19 protein-coding genes are annotated in these 17,857 nt (G+C 61.6%); 6 read left to right on the top strand and 13 right to left on the bottom strand.

Features of this window, described 5'->3' with window-relative positions; genetic code table 11:
- Position 1 precedes the first annotated feature (1 nt).
- From AC1DV9_RS20190 to radA, 4 genes are all read right to left on the bottom strand, one after another.
- On the bottom strand, positions 2-742 hold the full coding sequence (locus tag AC1DV9_RS20190) for an SDR family NAD(P)-dependent oxidoreductase (protein ID WP_112517085.1): 741 nt from the start codon (positions 740-742) through the stop codon (positions 2-4).
- A 339-nt stretch (positions 743-1,081) separates the two neighbouring features.
- Positions 1,082-2,572 (bottom strand): amidophosphoribosyltransferase, encoded by a 1,491-nt coding sequence (purF, locus tag AC1DV9_RS20185; RefSeq protein WP_112517084.1) that lies wholly within the window; start codon positions 2,570-2,572, stop codon positions 1,082-1,084.
- A gap of 173 nt (positions 2,573-2,745) precedes the next feature.
- Entirely contained in the window at positions 2,746-3,375 is a 630-nt protein-coding gene (locus AC1DV9_RS20180; protein ID WP_112390848.1) for a CvpA family protein, read from the bottom strand.
- Positions 3,376-3,469: 94 nt separating this feature from the next.
- Positions 3,470-4,873, bottom strand: coding sequence for a DNA repair protein RadA (radA, locus tag AC1DV9_RS20175; protein WP_477941897.1), 1,404 nt, complete (start codon positions 4,871-4,873; stop codon positions 3,470-3,472).
- A 247-nt stretch (positions 4,874-5,120) separates the two neighbouring features.
- Here radA and AC1DV9_RS20170 point away from each other — a divergent pair, with 247 nt between their 5' ends.
- Both AC1DV9_RS20170 and AC1DV9_RS20165 read left to right on the top strand, forming a co-directional pair.
- Positions 5,121-5,810: a PDZ domain-containing protein gene (locus tag AC1DV9_RS20170; RefSeq protein WP_477949815.1), complete on the top strand. Its 690-nt coding sequence runs from the start codon at positions 5,121-5,123 to the stop codon at positions 5,808-5,810.
- A 173-nt stretch (positions 5,811-5,983) separates the two neighbouring features.
- Positions 5,984-6,619 carry a LysE family translocator gene (locus AC1DV9_RS20165; RefSeq protein WP_112390851.1) on the top strand — a complete coding sequence of 212 codons (636 nt, stop codon included), beginning with the start codon at positions 5,984-5,986 and terminating at the stop codon, positions 6,617-6,619.
- A 6-nt stretch (positions 6,620-6,625) separates the two neighbouring features.
- On the opposite strand, the gene alr is transcribed toward AC1DV9_RS20165, so the two are convergent.
- From alr to AC1DV9_RS20145, 4 genes are all read right to left on the bottom strand, one after another.
- Complete coding sequence (gene alr / locus AC1DV9_RS20160; RefSeq protein ID WP_477949814.1) at positions 6,626-7,789, bottom strand: alanine racemase; 1,164 nt, start codon at positions 7,787-7,789, stop codon at positions 6,626-6,628.
- Positions 7,790-7,893: 104 nt separating this feature from the next.
- The gene (locus tag AC1DV9_RS20155; protein WP_477949813.1) at positions 7,894-8,256 is read right to left on the bottom strand and encodes an HVO_A0114 family putative DNA-binding protein; all 363 of its coding nucleotides are present in this window, start codon (positions 8,254-8,256) and stop codon (positions 7,894-7,896) included.
- Positions 8,253-8,543 (bottom strand): toxin-antitoxin system TumE family protein, encoded by a 291-nt coding sequence (locus AC1DV9_RS20150; protein ID WP_477949812.1) that lies wholly within the window; start codon positions 8,541-8,543, stop codon positions 8,253-8,255. Before AC1DV9_RS20150 ends, AC1DV9_RS20155 begins: the two co-directional genes overlap by 4 nt.
- Before the next feature lie 49 nt (positions 8,544-8,592).
- Entirely contained in the window at positions 8,593-10,089 is a 1,497-nt protein-coding gene (locus tag AC1DV9_RS20145) for a replicative DNA helicase (RefSeq protein ID WP_310298694.1), read from the bottom strand.
- Between the two features lie 323 nt (positions 10,090-10,412).
- On the opposite strand from AC1DV9_RS20145, the gene AC1DV9_RS20140 reads away from it, so the two are divergent.
- Genes AC1DV9_RS20140 through AC1DV9_RS20130 form a run of 3 tightly spaced genes read left to right on the top strand, consistent with a single transcriptional unit; the run spans position 10,413 to position 13,623 of the window.
- Entirely contained in the window at positions 10,413-10,856 is a 444-nt protein-coding gene (locus tag AC1DV9_RS20140; protein WP_112390854.1) for a MarR family transcriptional regulator, read from the top strand.
- 10 nt (positions 10,857-10,866) lie between these two features.
- Positions 10,867-12,537: an MFS transporter gene (locus tag AC1DV9_RS20135; RefSeq protein ID WP_477949811.1), complete on the top strand. Its 1,671-nt coding sequence runs from the start codon at positions 10,867-10,869 to the stop codon at positions 12,535-12,537.
- Positions 12,538-12,555: 18 nt separating this feature from the next.
- The gene (locus AC1DV9_RS20130; RefSeq protein WP_477949810.1) at positions 12,556-13,623 is read left to right on the top strand and encodes an HlyD family secretion protein; all 1,068 of its coding nucleotides are present in this window, start codon (positions 12,556-12,558) and stop codon (positions 13,621-13,623) included.
- A 54-nt stretch (positions 13,624-13,677) separates the two neighbouring features.
- On the opposite strand, the gene rplI is transcribed toward AC1DV9_RS20130, so the two are convergent.
- The 4 genes from rplI to rpsF all read right to left on the bottom strand — a co-directional run bounded on the left by rplI (position 13,678) and on the right by rpsF (position 16,131).
- Positions 13,678-14,256, bottom strand: a complete 579-nt coding sequence (rplI, locus tag AC1DV9_RS20125; protein WP_112517079.1) for a 50S ribosomal protein L9 — start codon at positions 14,254-14,256, stop codon at positions 13,678-13,680.
- A 15-nt stretch (positions 14,257-14,271) separates the two neighbouring features.
- Positions 14,272-15,255 carry a DUF2232 domain-containing protein gene (locus tag AC1DV9_RS20120; protein ID WP_477949809.1) on the bottom strand — a complete coding sequence of 328 codons (984 nt, stop codon included), beginning with the start codon at positions 15,253-15,255 and terminating at the stop codon, positions 14,272-14,274.
- A 156-nt stretch (positions 15,256-15,411) separates the two neighbouring features.
- Positions 15,412-15,660, bottom strand: a complete 249-nt coding sequence (gene rpsR, locus AC1DV9_RS20115) for a 30S ribosomal protein S18 (RefSeq protein WP_004680498.1) — start codon at positions 15,658-15,660, stop codon at positions 15,412-15,414.
- Positions 15,661-15,672: 12 nt separating this feature from the next.
- Positions 15,673-16,131 (bottom strand): 30S ribosomal protein S6, encoded by a 459-nt coding sequence (gene rpsF, locus AC1DV9_RS20110; protein ID WP_112390859.1) that lies wholly within the window; start codon positions 16,129-16,131, stop codon positions 15,673-15,675.
- Between the two features lie 301 nt (positions 16,132-16,432).
- Here rpsF and AC1DV9_RS20105 point away from each other — a divergent pair, with 301 nt between their 5' ends.
- Entirely contained in the window at positions 16,433-16,609 is a 177-nt protein-coding gene (locus tag AC1DV9_RS20105) for a hypothetical protein (RefSeq protein WP_477949808.1), read from the top strand.
- Between the two features lie 13 nt (positions 16,610-16,622).
- Here the strand turns inward: AC1DV9_RS20105 and AC1DV9_RS20100 are convergent, their stop codons facing one another.
- On the bottom strand, positions 16,623-17,666 hold the full coding sequence (locus AC1DV9_RS20100) for an aldo/keto reductase (RefSeq protein WP_477949807.1): 1,044 nt from the start codon (positions 17,664-17,666) through the stop codon (positions 16,623-16,625).
- Positions 17,667-17,857: the final 191 nt, after the last annotated feature.

Genomic DNA, 17,857 nt, shown 5'->3' with positions numbered 1-17,857 from the left:
CTCACGACGGCAGGTGATAGTCGACCAGCTTGTTTTCGCGGACGATGAAGAGCTTGCCGGTTTCGGTCACATCGGGACCGGTGAGCGGCAGGATGGCCTTGGCGACTTCGGAGGGATGCGGCAGGCTTGCCGGGTCTTCGCCGGGAACGGCCTGGGCGCGCATGGCGGTGCGGGTGGCGCCCGGATCGACGCTGGTGATGCGCAGCGGCGTCGACTGGCTTTCACCGGCCCAGGTGCGGGCCAGCGCCTCGACGGCGGCCTTGGAGGCGGAGTAGGGGCCCCAGAACGGGCGACACTTGTGGGCAGCGGCCGAGGAGAGGATCACGGCGCGGCCGGCTTCGGCGCGCGTCAGCAGCGGATCGACGGAACGGATCAGCCGCCAGGTCGCGTTGACATTGATGTTCATGACCTTCTCGAAGGTCTTCGCCTCGACATGGCCGATCGGCGAGATGACGCCGAGCACGCCGGCATTGGCGACGAGAATGTCGAGCTTGCCCCAGCGTTCGAAGATCGAGCCGCCGAGGCGGTCGATGGCGTCCATGTCGGCAAGATCGAAGGGGACCAGCGTGGCGCTGCCGCCCGCCGCCTTGATCGCATCGTCGAGATCCTCGAGGCCGCCGACGGTGCGGGCGCAGGCAATCACATGCGCGCCGGCCTTGGCGAGTTCGAGCGCGGTGAAGTAGCCGATGCCGCGCGAAGCGCCTGTTACGAGTGCGATCTTGCCTTCAAGGTTGATAGTCATACTGCCGTCCTGATGCCGCGCCGGGCTCGTCTTTGAGTTCTTTGTGGGGATGATTGAATGGTCGCTCTGGCGAGCCGCCAACCTCGCCTCCCGCATCCCTGTGCTTGTCACAGGGATCCAGCGCGCGCAAGTTCTTTGCGCGCAGGAGAGTCTTTCATGATGCAAGAGGGAGAGGTCAGTATCTGCAGCCCCCTCATCCGCCCTTCGGGCACCTTCTCCCCGAGGGGAGAAGGGACAACCGCGGTAGCCGCTTGCGCCAAATCCCCTCTCCCCCTTGGGAGAGGGTAGGGTGAGGGGGCTCCGGGTGATGACCTCCGGCTGATGGCCGGGAAGCCAGCCTTACCCGTTGGTCGCCAGCAGCGAGACCTTGCGGCCTACCGTCTCGCCATCCTTGTCGAGCAGGCGGGTCGGGTAGTCGCCGGTGAAATAATGGTCGGTGAACTGCGGGCGGGCGTTGTTGCGGTCTTCGCCGCCGACGGCGCGGTAGAGGCCGTTGATCGAAAGGAACTCAAGCGAATCGGCGCCGATATATTTGCACATCGCTTCCAGGCTCTCGTACTGGTTGGCGAGCAGCTTGTCGCGATCCGGCGTGTCGATGCCATAGAAGTCGGGATAGTAGATCATCGGGCTGGCGACGCGCAGATGCACTTCCTTGGCGCCGGCATCGCGGATCATCTGCACGATCTTCAGCGATGTCGTGCCACGCACGACCGAGTCGTCGACGAGCACGACGCGCTTGCCTTCGATCATCGCCCGGTTGGCGGAATGCTTCAGCTTCACGCCGAAGGCGCGGATCTGCTGCGTCGGCTCGATGAAGGTACGGCCGACATAATGGTTGCGGATGATGCCGTATTCGAAGGGAATACCGCTCTCCTGCGCATAACCGAGTGCCGCCGGCGTGCCGCCGTCGGGAACGGGAACGACGACGTCTGCTTCGATCGGCGCTTCCTTGGCGAGGTTGATACCCATGTTCTTGCGGGCAACATAGACGCTGCGGCCGCTGACGACCGAATCCGGACGGGCGAAATAGACATATTCGAACAGGCAGAGGCGCTCCGGCTGGCCGTTGCCGGCCTTGCGGGCGTCGATGGTGATCGAGCCATCCGGCTGGATCTCACAGATGATGACTTCGCCATTCTCGACGTCACGGATGAACTTTGCGCCGATGATATCCAGCGCACAGGTTTCGGATGCGAAGATCGGCTTGCCGTCGAGCTCGCCCATCACCAGCGGGCGGATGCCAGTGGGGTCGCGGGCGGCGATGAGCTTCGTGCGGGTGATCGCCACCATCGAATAGCCGCCTTCCATCTGGCGGATGGCGTCGATGAAGCGGTCGGCGGTCGAGGTGTAGCGCGAGCGGGCGATGAGGTGGAGAACGACTTCGGTATCGGACGTCGCCTGGAAAATCGCGCCACCGGCGATCAGCTGGCGGCGAAGGGTCAGGCCGTTGGTGAAGTTGCCGTTATGGGCAATAGCGATGCCGCCGACTTCGAGTTCGGCAAACAGCGGCTGCACGTTGCGCAGCGCCACTTCGCCCGTGGTCGAATAGCGGTTGTGACCGATCGAGATGTTGCCGGGCAGGCGGGCCAGCGTTGTCGGATTGGTGTAGTGGTCGCCGACCAGACCCATATGCCGTTCCGAATGGAAGCGCAGTCCGTCGAAGGAGACGATACCGGCGGCTTCCTGTCCGCGGTGCTGGAGGGCGTGAAGCCCGAGCGCCGTCAGCGTTGCCGCATCGGGATGGCCGAGAATACCGAAGACGCCGCACTCTTCGTGGAGCGTATCCCCGTCGAGTTCGTCATTGAGCGTCAGGGAATAGGACTGGTTCATCGATGCGGGCCTTTGCTCTCACAAGAATGGATCGGCTTTTCCATAGCATGACGCCGTGATCATGCGTTTTAAACGGCTGAGGCCCGGCAGAGCGGTTGCCCGGCCGGACCTTTACTGTACGTCCCGCTCAAATGGCAATTGCCGTTGCGCAGGTCAAGCTGTTGAACACTGTGTCAATTCGACTGCGGTTGCGCAGGGGCTGCGGGTGCGGCCGGTGCTGCATCGTCCGCCGGCGCCTGATCGGCGGCCGGTGCATTGGCGTTGCCCGTATTTTCGCTCGGCGGAAGAACCTTGTCCATCACGCTCGTGCGCACCATTTGGGCGAATTCTTCCGGCAGGACCGATTGCAGCTTCACGACCATCGAGTCGAGGAACGGCTTTGACTTGGCGTTGTTGACCCAGCCCGGACGGTGATCGGCATCGACAAGCCAGTTCCAGAAGGCGACGGCAACGACGAGCAGCAGTATGCCGCGTGCAGCACCGAAGAGGAAGCCCAAAGTACGGTCAAGCGCGCCGATACGGCTGTCGATGATGAAATCGGCAATCTTCATGGTGATGAAGGAGATGACGATCAGCGCGATCAGGAACACGACCGCGGCAGAGCCGACGATCGCGATGCGGTCGTCATCGGTGTACTTCTTCGCGTAGGGCACCAGGTAGTGGTAGAGGTAGTAGGCTGCGGCAGCCGAGCCACCCCAGCTTGCGATCGACAGGACCTCACGGGAAAAACCGCGGACCATCGCCAATACGGCGGAGAAGAGTACGACGCCGATGACAATACCGTCGAAAATCGTAATGGGCATATAAATTCAACTCCAGGGCCCTTACGTTTCCGCAAGCGGGCCGCGCCTCATTCGTGTGCATCCTATATCACTACCGTTTGCGGCAATGAAAGGATCAACCGTCGTCTTCCACACGTCGTAGCGCACCCTTCGATCCGGCGATGCGCGCGACCAGGTCCGGCAGGCTCTCTATCTCGTTCCAGCGTCCGCCCGTGCCCTTCGGCAGATCGGCGGTCGCTGTTGGAAGCAGCGCTGCAGAAAATCCCAGCTTCTCGGCTTCTTTGAGGCGCTGGGCGGTGTGCGCAACCGGTCGGACGGCCCCCGACAGACTGACTTCGCCGAAATAGACGCAATCGGCCGGGAGAGCAATACCGGCAAGCGAGGAAACAAGGGCCGATGCGACCGCTAGATCGGCTGCCGGCTCGGAGATCCGGTAGCCGCCGGCGATGTTCAGATAGACGTCGTGCTGGCCGAGCTTCACGCCGCAATGGGCTTCAAGCACCGCAAGGATCATCGAAAGCCTGGCCGAGTCCCATCCGACGATGGCGCGGCGCGGCGTGCCGAGCGAGGTCGGCGCCACCAGCGCCTGCACCTCGACGAGGATCGGCCGCGTGCCTTCCATGCCCGCAAACACCGCCGCACCCGGCGATTTTTCGTTGCGTTCTCCGAGGAACAGCTCGGAAGGGTTGGCAACCTCGCGCAGGCCCTTGTCGGACATTTCGAAGACGCCGATCTCGTCGGTCGGTCCGAAGCGGTTCTTGACCGTGCGCAAAATGCGATAGTGGTGGCCGCGATCGCCCTCGAAATAGAGGACGGCGTCGACCATGTGTTCGACGACCCGCGGTCCGGCGATCTGGCCGTCCTTTGTGACATGGCCGACGAGCACCATGGCGGCTCCCGTCTGCTTGGCGAAACGGATCATCGCCTGAACGCCGGTTCTGACCTGGGTGACGGTGCCCGGCGCCGATTCCGCCAGGTCGCTCCAAAGCGTCTGGATGGAATCGATGATCACCAGGTCGGGGCGCTTGCCCTCGGCGAGCGTCGCCAGGATGTCCTCGACATTGGTCTCGGCAGCCAGCATCACGGCGGTATCGGCCGCATTCAGCCGCTGGGCGCGCAGGCGCACCTGGGCGACGGCCTCTTCGCCCGAGACATAGATGATCTTGTGTCCGCCGCGCGACAATGCCGCCGCCGCCTGCATCAGCAGCGTCGACTTGCCGATACCGGGATCGCCGCCGACGAGCACGGCCGAGCCGCGCACGAAACCGCCGCCGAGCGCCCGGTCGAGTTCGGAGATGCCGGTATGGATGCGCGGCGCTTCCTCGATCTCGCCGGAAAGCGCGGTCAGGGCAACGGGACGCCCCTTCTTCGGCGTCTTGGCCGGTCCGCCGCCGATGCCGCCCATCGGATCTTCCTCGACGATGGTGTTCCACTCGCCGCAGCCTTCGCACTTTCCGGCCCAGCGGTTATGAACCGTGCCGCAGTTCTGGCAGGTGAATTGAGTTCTGGCCTTCGCCATCAGGTTGGACTTTCAATTCTGGAGTTGGCGCCGCCATCCGGTCGCGGATGATTCGCTCTTTCATCCATATGTCGGTCCGTTCGGCGCCCGACGCAACAGGCGATAGGCATGCGGTCAGAGCAGCACACGTGCATGCGACTTTAGTTTAATGATCTGCTGATCTATTGGCGAATTATTAAGCCGAGAGGGCCATTTATAGCACGCGGAGTCCGGCATCGGCCGGCTCGTGTCTATGGTGGAGATTGACTTGAGAAAATCATACCTTGCTGTTCGCGCGCTTGTCATTGCCGCGAACATCGCTTCGCCGCTCGCAATATATCCCGCAGCCGCTGCAACGCCCCCTGCAGACGGATTGCCGAAACCCTCGATCTCCAAGGCGCTTGATGCGCTTCTGCTGCCGGTCAACAAGGCCGTCGTCAAGAAGTTCAAGCTCGCCAAGGGAGAGCATGGCGTTCTGGTATTATCCGTAAAGCCGGGTGGCATTGCCGACAAGCAAGGGATCAAGCCGGGCGACGTTCTTTCCGAGGTCCATGGCCATAAGGTTCATAAGCCAGTCGACGTCGATGTCGCGGTTCGTCGCGATCTGAAGGCAGGTCATTCGGATGTCGCGCTTTCGCTGGAGCGCGATGGCGCGGTGGTCGCGGTTGCCGCCGTCATCACAATGGAATCCTACAGCGAAGCCGTATCGGTAACCGAGGTTTCGAGCTGGGAAAGCGACACTTCCGATGCGTCGTTCTCCTATTCGGAATACGTGTCCGAAGAATCGGAGACCATCGAGTCCTCCTACGAGAGCGAGGAGAGTGTTGTCGAAGAAGCGATGACGCAGGAAGAGTCTGCCACGGACGACGAGTCCAGTGCGGATGATGCCAGCGGCGCCGATGACGGCGGCGACGACGATTCTGGCGATGATGGAGACGGCGGCTCGGACGAAGAGTAATCCAGAACTGAATTCGGGGTGGCCGCACGAGAGCGCGGCCACCTATTTCCCGCCGCCTCCGCCGTCAGCCGGCGCTCCCTCAATTGAGGCTGGCGGCACCAATCAAAACTAATGATTTTCCTATCATCGGCCGCGGTGGCAGGTTGCAATGCTCATTTTATGGAACATTGCTCATGCTCGATTATTCGCTCGCCCATTGGATTACTTTCCTGACAGCCGCCGTTCTTTTGAACCTGTCGCCAGGGCCTGATATGGCCTTCATCCTCGGCCATACGATCAAGAGCGGCACGCGCGCCGGTTTTTCTGCCGTCTTCGGCGTCTGGAGCGGCGCCTTCATGCATGTGCTGTTTGCCGCCTTCGGCCTGTCGGCGGTGCTGGCCGCATCGGCTTTTGCCTTTTCGGCGGTCAAGTGGGTCGGCGCCGGCTATCTGGTCTGGCTCGGCATTCAGGCTCTGCGGTCGGGCGGCGAGGGGGGCTTCATCAAGGCGGCGGCGGAAACGATGAGCTGGCACCGGATCTACCGGCAGGGCGTGCTGGTCTCGCTGCTCAATCCGAAGGTGGCGATCTTCTTCCTCGCCTTCCTGCCGCAATTCGTCGTCGAAGGCGCTGGCCCGGTCTGGCTACAGCTTGCCGTCCATGGCGTTCTGATCATCGCGGTGGCGATGCTCATCGAGCCGCCGTTGATCCTTGCTGGCGGAAAGCTCGCCGAACTCGTCAAGGGCAATCGCAAGATCGGCCTGTGGCTCGATCGCGGGCTCGGCGCGCTCTTGGTGGCGCTCGGCGTCCGCCTGGCGCTCACCACCCGCTAAGTTCGGCTATTCTTCGTCGACGACGTATTTCCGCTCATGGCGAAGGCCGACGCTGGTCAGCATTTCGTAGCCGATCGTGCCTGCGGCACGCGCCGCGTCATCGACGGGAATATTCTTGCCGAACAGCTCGATATAGTCTCCGGCGCGGATCAGATTGTCCGGCAGGTCGGTGACGTCGAAGATCGTCAGGTCCATGGTGATCCGCCCGGCAACCGGCACCGTGTATCCCTCGAAGAAGCCCTGGCCGCCCTGCGGCAGCGCATTGCGCAGCGGCACGCCGCCGCTCGACTGGCTGCGCATGTAGCCGTCCGCATAACCGGCGGCGACGATCGCCAGCCGGCTGTCGCGGGTGAGTTTCAACGCCCGCCCGTAGCTGACGCTCTCTCCGGCGCGCACGGTGCGCACCTGGATCACCCGCGCTTCGGCGGTGGCGACCGGACGCATCGGGTTTGCCATGCCGTTGACCGCCTCGCCGCCATAGAGCGCGATGCCGGGACGGGTCAGGTCGAAGTGGTAGTTGTCGCCGAGGAAGATGCCGGCGGAGGCCGCCAGGCTTGAATCGATACCTTCATAGGCGGCGGTAACCTTGCGGAATGATTCGAGCTGCTGCTTGTTCATCGGCGAAAGCTGATCGTCGCCGCAGGCAAGATGGCTCATGACGAGGACCGGCGCAAAGCTTGCCGGGCGTGACACGTCGGCGGCGAGCGCCAGTGCCTCGTCGATATGGAGGCCGAGCCGGTTGAAGCCGGTATCGACATGCAGGGCGCAGGGATAGTCGCCGTATTCCGACAGCACCGCCATCCAGAAGGCGAGTTGTTCCTCGGAGGAGATAACGGGCACCAGATCGTTCTCGAAGAAGCGCCGCTCCGTCCCGGGCCAGATGCCCGACAGCACGAAAATACGGGCTTCAGGCGCATAGAGCCGGAGCGTCACGCCCTCGTCGACAGTAGCAACGAAGAAATCCTGCGCGCCGGCCAGATAAAGCGCTTCGCCGGCATCCTCGATCCCCATGCCGTAGGCGTCCGCCTTGACGACTGCCGATGCCCGCGCCTTTCCGGACCGCCGCGCCATGTCCTGCCAGTTCTGCGCCAGCGCGGAGAGATCCACCGTCAGCCGCAGACCGGCGGATTCGAAATGATCGTCTTCAAAGGCATCGGAAATATCGGTCATCGCACACATCAAAAAAGAAAGGCCGGAGAGGAGTCTCCGGTCAGTCTAAAGCTCATGACGTCAGAGGGGAAGCCCGGCGCTGCATCGCAGCAATGTCATCTCCGTCACGCGACGCTGCGTAGGTCGAAATCCGCGTGGATGATGTCATAGGGTACATGGATGCGGCCTTCGTCATTAAGTTCGACGAGACCCCACTCGATGAGAGGCGCGGTGTCGTCGTGAACCCGTTTGATATCGCGGGAGAGCGCGGAGGCGAGGGCGCGATAGGTTGAAGGTCCGAGTTTCTGCAGTGTCTCGATCAGCGTCCACCGCTTGGGCGTCAAGACGCTGAACAACTGTTCAGGGGAGGCGAAGCTGAAGACATGTTCCTGTTCTTCGCCGGTCTCCCACGCGGCGGCAAATCCCTCCAGCGCATCGTGCAGAGCCGTTTCGTCGTTCCGTTGAATTCGGATGATAGCGGTGGTCATTGGCGGCGTTGCCTCCTGATCTCTACATCTCGACGAAAGTCAGCGATCAGTTGCCTAATCGTGGTGAAGTCATAGGGCTCTTCGTGGTCTTTGAGATGCTTGTGGTCGCCTTTGCCTCTTTCGTTGTCGTAGCCGACGACACGTTTGCCCGGATATCCATAAAACATGCTGTATTTGTAGCTATGCTGACTTCCCAGCAGAGGCTGAGGCAATTTCCAGATCACAATCTCGACGATTGCACCATCCGACAGCATCGTTTTCGAACGCCGAAGCAACTGAGCCCTCATGTTGGCGATTGTGCCAACATGAGGGCTCAGTGTCAAATTACGGCGAAGATCAATGCTCTTCGTACTGTGTGAACGAAGGCTCGGCGAGGTCGGCGAAGCGGGTGAACTCCGACTGGAAGGCGAGCTTGACGGTGCCGGTCGGTCCGTGACGCTGCTTGGCGATGATGACGTCGGCGGTGCCCTTGACCTTGTCGAACAGCGCTTCCCATTCCGCGTATTTCGGATCGGCGGGATCGCGGGGCTCGAGGTTCTTCACGTAATATTCCTCGCGGAACACGAAGAGCACGACGTCGGCGTCCTGCTCGATCGAGCCCGATTCGCGAAGGTCGGAGAGCTGCGGGCGCTTGTCGTCGCGGCTTTCGACCTGACGCGACAGCTGCGACAGCGCCACGATCGGAACATTGAGTTCCTTGCCGAGCGCCTTCAGACCCGTGGTGATCTGGGTGATTTCCTGGACGCGGTTTTCGCCCGATTTGCCCGAGCCGGTCATCAGCTGGATATAGTCCACCACGAGGCAGTCGAGGCCGCGTTGGCGCTTCAGGCGGCGGGCGCGGGCCGACAGCTGGGCGATCGAGATACCACCGGTCTGGTCGATATAGAGCGGCACCTTCTGCATCATCATCGAGCAGGCGACGAGCTTTTCGAAATCGGCGTCGTTGATGTCGCCGCGGCGGATCTTCGAGGAGGAGACTTCCGTCTGCTCGGAGATGATACGCGTGGCCAGCTGTTCGGACGACATTTCGAGCGAGTAGAAGCCGACGACGCCGCCATTCTTCGCCTTGTAGCTGCCGTCCGCTTGGATTTCGCCCTCATAGGCGGCGGCGATGTTATAGGCGATGTTGGTGGCGAGCGAGGTCTTGCCCATACCCGGACGTCCGGCGAGCACGATCAAGTCGGAGCGCTGCAACCCGCCCATCTTGCCGTCGAGCGAATGGATGCCGGTGGAGATGCCGGACAGACCGCCGTCACGTTCCTTGGCGACGGCGGCCATGTCGATCGCCAGCGCCACGGCGTCGTTGAACGACTGGAAGCCGCCGTCGTAGCGGCCGTTTTCGGCCAGTTCGAACAGCCGGCGCTCGGTGTCTTCGATCTGCGCCTGCGGCGGCATGTCGAGCGGCGCGTCATAGGCGATGTTGACGACATCCTCGCCGATGGTGATCAGCGCGCGGCGCAGCGCCAGGTCGTAGATGGCGCGGCCGTAGTCTTCGGCATTGATGATGGTGACGGCTTCGCGGGCGAGGCGGGCGAGATACTCGGAGACCGTCATGTCGCCGACCTTCTCGTCGGCCTTCAGGAAGGTCTTGATCGTCACCGGATTGGCGATCTTGCCCATGCGGATGATGTCGCCCGCGACCTCGAAGATCTTCCGGTGCAGCGGCTCGTAGAGATGGATCGGCTTGAGGAAGTCGGACACCCGGTAATAGGCGTCGTTGTTCATCAGGATCGCCCCCAGAAGCGCCTGCTCCGCCTCGATATTGTTGGGGGCTTCGCGGTAATGCTGCTCGGCAGGAGCAACGGCTGCAATCTTTCGCGCTGCGTCGTTCATCGTCATCCGTTCTATCGTTTCTATCCCGGATTTGAAGACAGCCACCCGCAAATGCAAGTGCATGGCTGCAACAGCGCCCGCCGGTCGTCAAAATCCATTGCGCTTTGCACGTTGTTCGACTTGTCCACAGCGGCTTCGAGCCTGTGGACAAAATATGCTATCGTGTCACCCTGCGGACACGGCAGGAAGGCTGCGACTCAGGCGCCTATTCCATAGCGGTCATTTTACCCGCAAGCGCCTGGAGTTAGCACTTGAAAAAATACAAATTTTGATTTAGATAGTAGTAATATAATTAGTGCACTAACAAAAATGGACTGGAATCTATGGCGAATAAGTTGCTTGGCCGCGAACTGATCGAAGACATCGCTGCCTTCACCCGCAAGCTGAGAGCGACTTTCGACGCCAAGGTGAGGGAGCGCAACATGACGCTGCCACGCGCCCGGGTGTTCTTCAATCTCAACAAGAAGGACGGCATCAACCAGCGCGAGCTCGCCGACCGGCTGGAGCTGGAGACCCCGACGCTGGTGCGCATTCTCGATGCCATGGAAGGGCAGGGCTATGTCGAGCGCCGCGTCGCCGGCTCGGATCGGCGCGCCAAGGAAATCTACATGACGGATTCCGGGCGGGTGGTTGCCGGCGAAGTCGAGGCGCTGGCCGAGGATATTCGCGGCCAGATCATCTCCGGTATTCCCGAAAGCGATCTCCGGACTACCTTGAATGTTATCCGCGCGATGCAGGCAAACCTGGCGGCCGTTCGCGGGCAATGAGGATGCTCGCATGAGCCTCGCCGAGACAGCCAATGACAATGCCGGGCCTGCCCGCAAGGGCGAGGAAGAGGCCGTTATGCCGCCGCCCGCAGCGCCTGTCCTGCCGGCGCCGCTGGTCCGCTGGAAGGTGCCGCTCTACATGGCGTCGTCGGTGCTGTTCTTCCTGACCCAGGGGTTGGGGATGAATCTGCTGACGGCCAATATCTATCAGCTGCAGGGCTCGTTCTCGGCGACCACGATCGAAGTGTCCTGGCTTTCCGCCGCTTATATGGCGCCCTATGCCAGCCTCGCTATCGCTCTCTTCAAGATCCGCACGCAATATGGCCTTCGCCGCTTCGCGGAATTCAGCATCATCTGCTTCCTCTTCGCCTCGATGATGAACCTGCTGATCACCGATCTGCATTCGGCAATCGTCGTGCGCGCTATCAGCGGCATGGCGGCCGCTCCGCTCTCGACGCTCGGCTTCCTCTATATGCTGGAAGCCTTCCCGCCGGAGAAGAAGCTTTCGGTGGGGCTTAGCCTTGCCTTGATGAACACGCTGTTTGCCGCGCCGATCGCCCGCATCATCTCTCCCTCGCTGCTCGATCTCGGCGGTTACAGCGCGCTTTACACGTTCGAGATGGGGTTGGCGCTGATTGCGCTGCCGGTCATCTACCTGCTGTCGCTGACGGCACCGCCACGCGCCAATGTCATTCAGCGGCTCGATATCCTGAGCTATCTGCTGCTCGCCGTAAGCTTCGGCTGCCTCGCCATCGTTCTGACGCTCGGGCGGCTATACTGGTGGTTCGAAGTGCCCTGGCTCGGCGTCGTGCTCGCTGTCTCGATCGGCGCCCTGACGCTGATGTTCCTGATCGAGCTGCCGCGCGCCAATCCGATGATCGATCTGCGTTGGGTTCTGTCAGGCCCGAACCTGCGCATGGCCGGCCTGCTGCTGCTCTTCCGCTTCGTCTCCTCGGAGCAATCGACGACGGCGGCGAATTTCTATCAGCAGCTCGGCCTGCTCAACGACCAGACGATCCACCTTTATGGGATCATTCTCTTGTCTTCGCTCGCAGGCGGGCTCTTCTGCGCCTATCTGATGGTGACGCGCTATGTCGAGACCGCCCATGTCCTGGCGTTGATCCTGATTGCAGCTGGTGCCTATATCGACAGCCAGGCGACCAGCCTGACACGCCCGCCGGAAATGTATCTGAGCCAGGCGATGGTCGCTGCCGGGGCGGCGATGTTCCTGCCGCCGGTGATGTCCAAGGGCTTTGCCGCCGTGCTCGCCAAGGGCATGCCCTATATCGTCAACTTCCTGGTGATCTTCCTGTTCACCCAGTCGATCGGTTCGTTGTTTGCCTCCTCGGTGCTCGGCACCTTCGTGGTTATCCGCGAGAAGTTTCATTCGAACGTTCTCGTCGAGCATATCCTGCTCACCGATCCGATCGTCGCCCAGCGGGTATCACAGCTTTCGGCGGCCTACGGCAAGGTCATCACCGACAAGACGCTGCTGAATGCCGAGGGCCTCTCGCTGCTTGGCCAGCAGGTAACGAGGGAAGCCTATGTGCTTGCCTATAACGACGCCTTCTACATGATCTTCCTGTCCTGCCTGGCAGGTCTCGTCGTCCTTCTTCTTCATCTCGCATGGAAGCGCCGGCCCTGGCAGAACGGGCCGGAGGCAGCCCTTGCGCAATCCTGAGCCAGAGGCCCCGTCCGCATGTTCAAGTCCCTCCGCTCGCCCACCTCGCTGATCGTGCTGATCGCCGGCGCCGCCGGTATTCTGCTGGTGCTCTATGCCTGGCGCCTGCCGCCCTTCGTCACCTCGGTGGAGACGACGGACAATGCCTATGTCCGTGGCTACGTCACGCTGATGAGCCCGCAGGTCAGCGGCTATGTCGTCGACGTCCCGGTCAAGGACTACGAGCACGTCAAGCAGGGGCAGGTCCTCGCCAAGATCGACGACCGCATCTATGCGCAGAAGCTGGCGCAGTCGCGCGCCGCACTCGACGGCCAGAAGGCCTCGCTCGCCAATTCGCATCAGCAGGAACTCTCCGCGCAGGCCACGATCGCCTCCAGCCAGGCGCAGATCGACAGCGCCACCGCGGCGCTGAAACGTGCCCAGCTCGCCTGGGATCGCGTCGACAATCTCAGCAATCGCGGCATCGCCTCGGCCAGCGAATCCGAAGCCGCCCAGGCAACCCTCGATCAGGCGAAGGCTGCGCTCAATCAGGCGCAGGCGGCTCTTGAGGTCTCCAGGCAGAGTCTGGCGACGATCATCGTCAACCGCGCCTCTCTGGAAGCCAATGTCGCGGGCGCCGAGGCAGCGGTGCAGCTCGCCGAGATCGACCTGCAGAACACGTCGATCGTTGCGCCGCGCGACGGCCATCTCGGGGAGATCGGCGTGCGTATCGGCCAGTACGTGACGTCAGGCACGCAGCTGATGGCGATTGTCCCCGAAGATGTCTGGGTGATCGCCAATTTCAAGGAAACCCAGCTCGATGGCATGCAGGTCGGCCAGCCAGTATCCGTCTCGGTCGATGCACTCGGCCATCACCGCCTGACCGGTCGCGTCGAGCGCTTCTCGCCGGCAGCCGGTTCCGAATTCGCCGTCATCAAGCCGGACAACGCCACCGGCAATTTCACCAAGGTCGCCCAGCGCGTCGGTGTCCGCATCAGCATCGACCCCGGCCAGGAGCTGGCAAAGGATCTGGCACCCGGCCTCTCGGTGGAGGTGCGCATCGACAAGAGCGCCGTACCGCTGAAGAGTGTTGCGGAGAACGAGTAACGAAAAAGCCCGGCGCAAGGCCGGGCTTTCCGTATCAGCAGATGAATGCGAAGCTTATGCTTCGTCTTCGTCAACGCCGTCAGCTTCCGGATCGAAGAAGTCTTCCGGACGCAGTGCGTCTTCGTCAACGCCGTAGATCGCGTCAACCGAGGTCAGGGTCTCGCCCTTGAGCTGGCGTTCGGCTTCTTCGGCAGAACGGGCAACGTTGAGTTCGACGTGGATTTCGACTTCGGCGTGAAGCTGGATCGCAACCTTGTGCAGGCCGATTGCCTTGATCGGCGTGTTCAGGTGAACCTGATTACGGCCGATGTTGAAGCCTTCGGCAGCCAGGATTTCGACGACGTCGCGAGCAGCGACCGAGCCGTACATCTGGCCGGTTTCGCCAGCCGAACGGACGACGATGAAGGACTTGCCGTCGAGAACGTCGGCAACCTTCTGGGCTTCCGACTTGCGCTCGAGGTTACGGGCTTCGAGCGTTGCACGCTCAGCTTCGAAACGCTTGCGGTTGGCTTCGTTGGCTCGCAGCGCCTTGCCAAGCGGCAGCAGGTAGTTACGGGCAAAGCCGTCGCGAACCTTTACGGTTTCGCCCATCTGGCCGAGCTTGGAGATGCGTTCGAGAAGAATGACGTCCATGTTAGAGTTCCTTTCTTAGATGTTCGAATCTGTTGGTTTAGGGGCATCACCATCCTTGTTGGGGGTCAGAGCAATCGCTTTGCGCGTATCGGACAGACCGACGACCAGGATGAAAAAGGCTGGCAGCATCAGGAGAAGCGATGCCAGGTAGCAAAGGATCAGCGCCGGCAGGCGCCAGTCCTTGCCGCGCGTGCGGAAATGCAGCGAGGCGAAGCCGGAGAGCAGGAAGCCCGCACCGAACGTGCCGACGACGGTTGCTCCGATCATCGCCGGAACGCCGCCGAAGAAGGTGGCGGCCAGACCGGCGAGGAAGATGAAGATGGAATTGCGGTTCATGCGCAGCGCCGACGGAATGTCTTCACGCGGCCGAAGCGCGCGGCCGGAGGCATTCACGATGCGCGTGGCGATGTAATAGGCCGCAAACAGCAGAACCACCCACATCGAGCCCTGGATGGCAGGCAGCATCAGCACCAGCAGCGACTTGGTCTGCGCCGCCGCCGCCGCGTCGATGTTCAGCTCCGGCTGCTGCTGCGCAAAGGAGGTGAACAGCGTATCGACCATCTGGCTGACGAGATCCGGGCCGTAGCCGATCATGAAGCCGGTGACGATGACCGCAAGCGTCACCAGGCCGCAGAGATGCAGCAGGATGTCGGAGAGCGGGTACCAGGCCATCAGATTGTCGGGGCCGCCAAGTTCGGCGGCGGGGCGGGCGAGATTGGCGAGGTGGCTGATCCAGCCGGCCGGCAGCAGCGTCACCAGAGTCATCATCAGCGCGAAGGTCGGCGAGATGGCTACGGCGCCGAGAACACCGGCGGTCACGACGGCGGAGATAGCGGCGGCATTGCCCCAGCCGAGGCCGACGAGAAGAATGGGGAGCGCGGAAGCGGCGTAAAGCACGGCGCTGAACGACAATTGAACGCTCGCGCCGAGCACCAGAAGTGCGGCGGTCAAACCGGCCAGAGCGCCGATCAATAGCGTTTTAGAGTTCAGTTTGTTCACGATCGCTGTCCTGCTTTATCAAGCAGTTAGAGGGATTTTTCTGAATCGGTTTCAGAAAGACCTCAACATGGGTTTTAAGAGTTCCGATCCGCGCCCATCGCGAAAGGGAGAAGGGAAGGCATTTCTGCCTTCCCTCGATTTGGTCGTGTCAGCCGATTAGGCGACGACGTAAGGCAGCAGGCCGAGGAAGCGGGCGCGCTTGATCGCCTGAGCGAGTTCGCGCTGCTTCTTCTGCGAAACAGCCGTGATACGGGAAGGAACGATCTTGCCGCGCTCGGAAATGTAGCGCTGCAGGAGACGAACGTCCTTGTAGTCGATGCGCGGAGCGTTTGCACCAGAGAAGGGGCAAGTCTTGCGACGACGGTGGAACGGGCGACGAACCGGTGCGGAGGAAGCTTCAGACATTATTAGATCTCCTTAAGCGCGGTCTTCGCGGGGAGCGCGGTCCGGACGCGGGCCACGCTGGAAGTCGCCGTCACGGCGCGGCGGACGGTCGCCGAAGTCGCGGCGCGGGCCACGGTCGCCGCCTTCACGCGGGCCGCGGTCGTCGCGGTCGCGCTTCTGCATCATGGCAGACGGGCCTTCTTCGTGCTTTTCAACAGCGATCGTCATGTAGCGCAGGACGTCTTCGCTGATGCGCATCTGACGTTCCATTTCCTGCACGGCAGCAGCCGGGGCGTCGATGTCGACGAGAACGTAATGAGCCTTGCGGTTCTTCTTGATGCGGTAGGTCAGGGACTTGAGGCCCCAGTTTTCGACGCGCCCGACTTTACCACCGTTAGCTTCGAGGACACCCTTGTACTGTTCTACGAGGGCATCGACCTGCTGAGCGGAAATATCCTGCCGGGCAAGGAATACATGTTCATAAAGAGCCATGACAGCTTTGCCTTTCTTGCGTTTGTTTCAACCCGAACTTCGGCGGCTAAGCCTCAACGACTGCTCCTGATGGGCGAACCCAGGCAAGAAAAGCGTTTCCGAGACGGTCGAGAGCGGAGACACGGGAGGCTGGAACGCTTCCGTTCCGACGATTCCCTCGCGGAAACCGGCCCTCCGTTCAGCCACCAGCCAGAAGACCGGGTTTGCGAACAGGGGCGCTTATACGGGTTTTTCGGGAGAAGGCAAGGGCTGATGGACAGGCTGTGCTATATCTGTCCGAAGCGCATTGCGGGAGGCACTCTTGAACGAGACGAAGAATTCCGAAGACGGCAAAGGCAATCAGGACGATGACATGCCTCAGCGGGAGCCCGCCGAGCAGTTTTATAGGCGCCTTGCAAATCTTGTTGAGGACGATATCGATCTTGAGCAGGTTATCGCAGAACACAGAAAGCCGCATAAGGGGATCGATCTGCGATAACCTAGAGTGCGCCTTACAGCGGCATCGGATACTGCCGGTGCACCTTCTCGATCTCGTCCAGGACCTCATGCGAGAGCTTCATGTCGGTGGCGCCGATATCGGTCTTCAGCTGGTCCATCGTCGTCGCACCGATGATCACCGAGGCCATGAAGCGGCGGGTGAGGCAGAAGGCGAGTGCCATGGCCGACGGGTCGAGGCCGTGCTTGGCGGCGATCTCGAGATAGGCCTTGGTCGGCGCTTCCTGTAGCGGCTGCAGGCGGCCGCCGAGGTCGCCGTTGATCGAGGCGCGTGATCCCGCGGGCTTCTCGCCATTCTGGTACTTGCCGGAAAGAATGCCGGCGGCGAGCGGCGAATAGGCGAGCAAGCCTACGTCTTCATGATGCGACAGCTCGGCCAGATCCAGATCGAAATGGCGATAGAGCAGGTTGTATTCGTTCTGGACGCTGGCGACGCGCGGCAGGCCCTTCTGCTCCGAGAGCGTCAGATATTTCTGGATGCCCCAGGTCGTCTCGTTGGAAAGGCCGATGGCGCGCACCTTGCCGTCCTTCACCAGTGTGCCCGCCGTCTCCAGAATCTCCAGAATATTGGCGGCAGCCTTGGCGCGGTCCTGCTTGAAGGGATCATAGTGCCAGTTCTGGCGGAAGTGGAAATGGCCGCGGTTCGGCCAGTGGATCTGATAGAGGTCGATATAGTCGGTCTTCAGCCGCTTGAGGCTCGCTTCGACGGCGAGCGTCATGTTCTTGGCATCGGCACCTTCGCCGCCGCGGATATAGGAGCGGCCATGACCGGCAACCTTGGTGGCGAGAACCACGTCCTTGCGCTTGCCGGTCTTTTCGAACCAGCTGCCGATAAATTGCTCGGTGTGGCCGTATGTTTCGGCCGAAAGCGGCGTAGTCGGGTAGAGTTCGGCCGTATCGAAGAAGTTTACGCCTTTTTCGACAGCGTAATTCATCTGCTCATGAGCTTCTTCTTCGCTGTTCTGCGTGCCCCAGGTCATGGTGCCCAGGCAGATTTGCGAGACGGAAATGCCGGTACGGCCTAATGTATTGAACTTCATCGGAAAACCTTGAAAGCAGTGAGAGTGGGATACTCTACGGGAGGGCGGCGCAAATTTAGGCGGGAATTGAGCGAGCGCAAGTGCAAAAAGCCCGGTTTCTCGCACCTGCAAAAGGCTCTGGAGACCGCGGACGGGCTATTGACTCCTCAGGAAAGAACGTCAATTGGAGGCGAAATCGCCCAAATGACATA

It is taken from the genome of Rhizobium sp. 01L410, from assembly GCF_056400165.1.
This window is presented reverse-complemented; position numbering and strand designations above follow the sequence as displayed.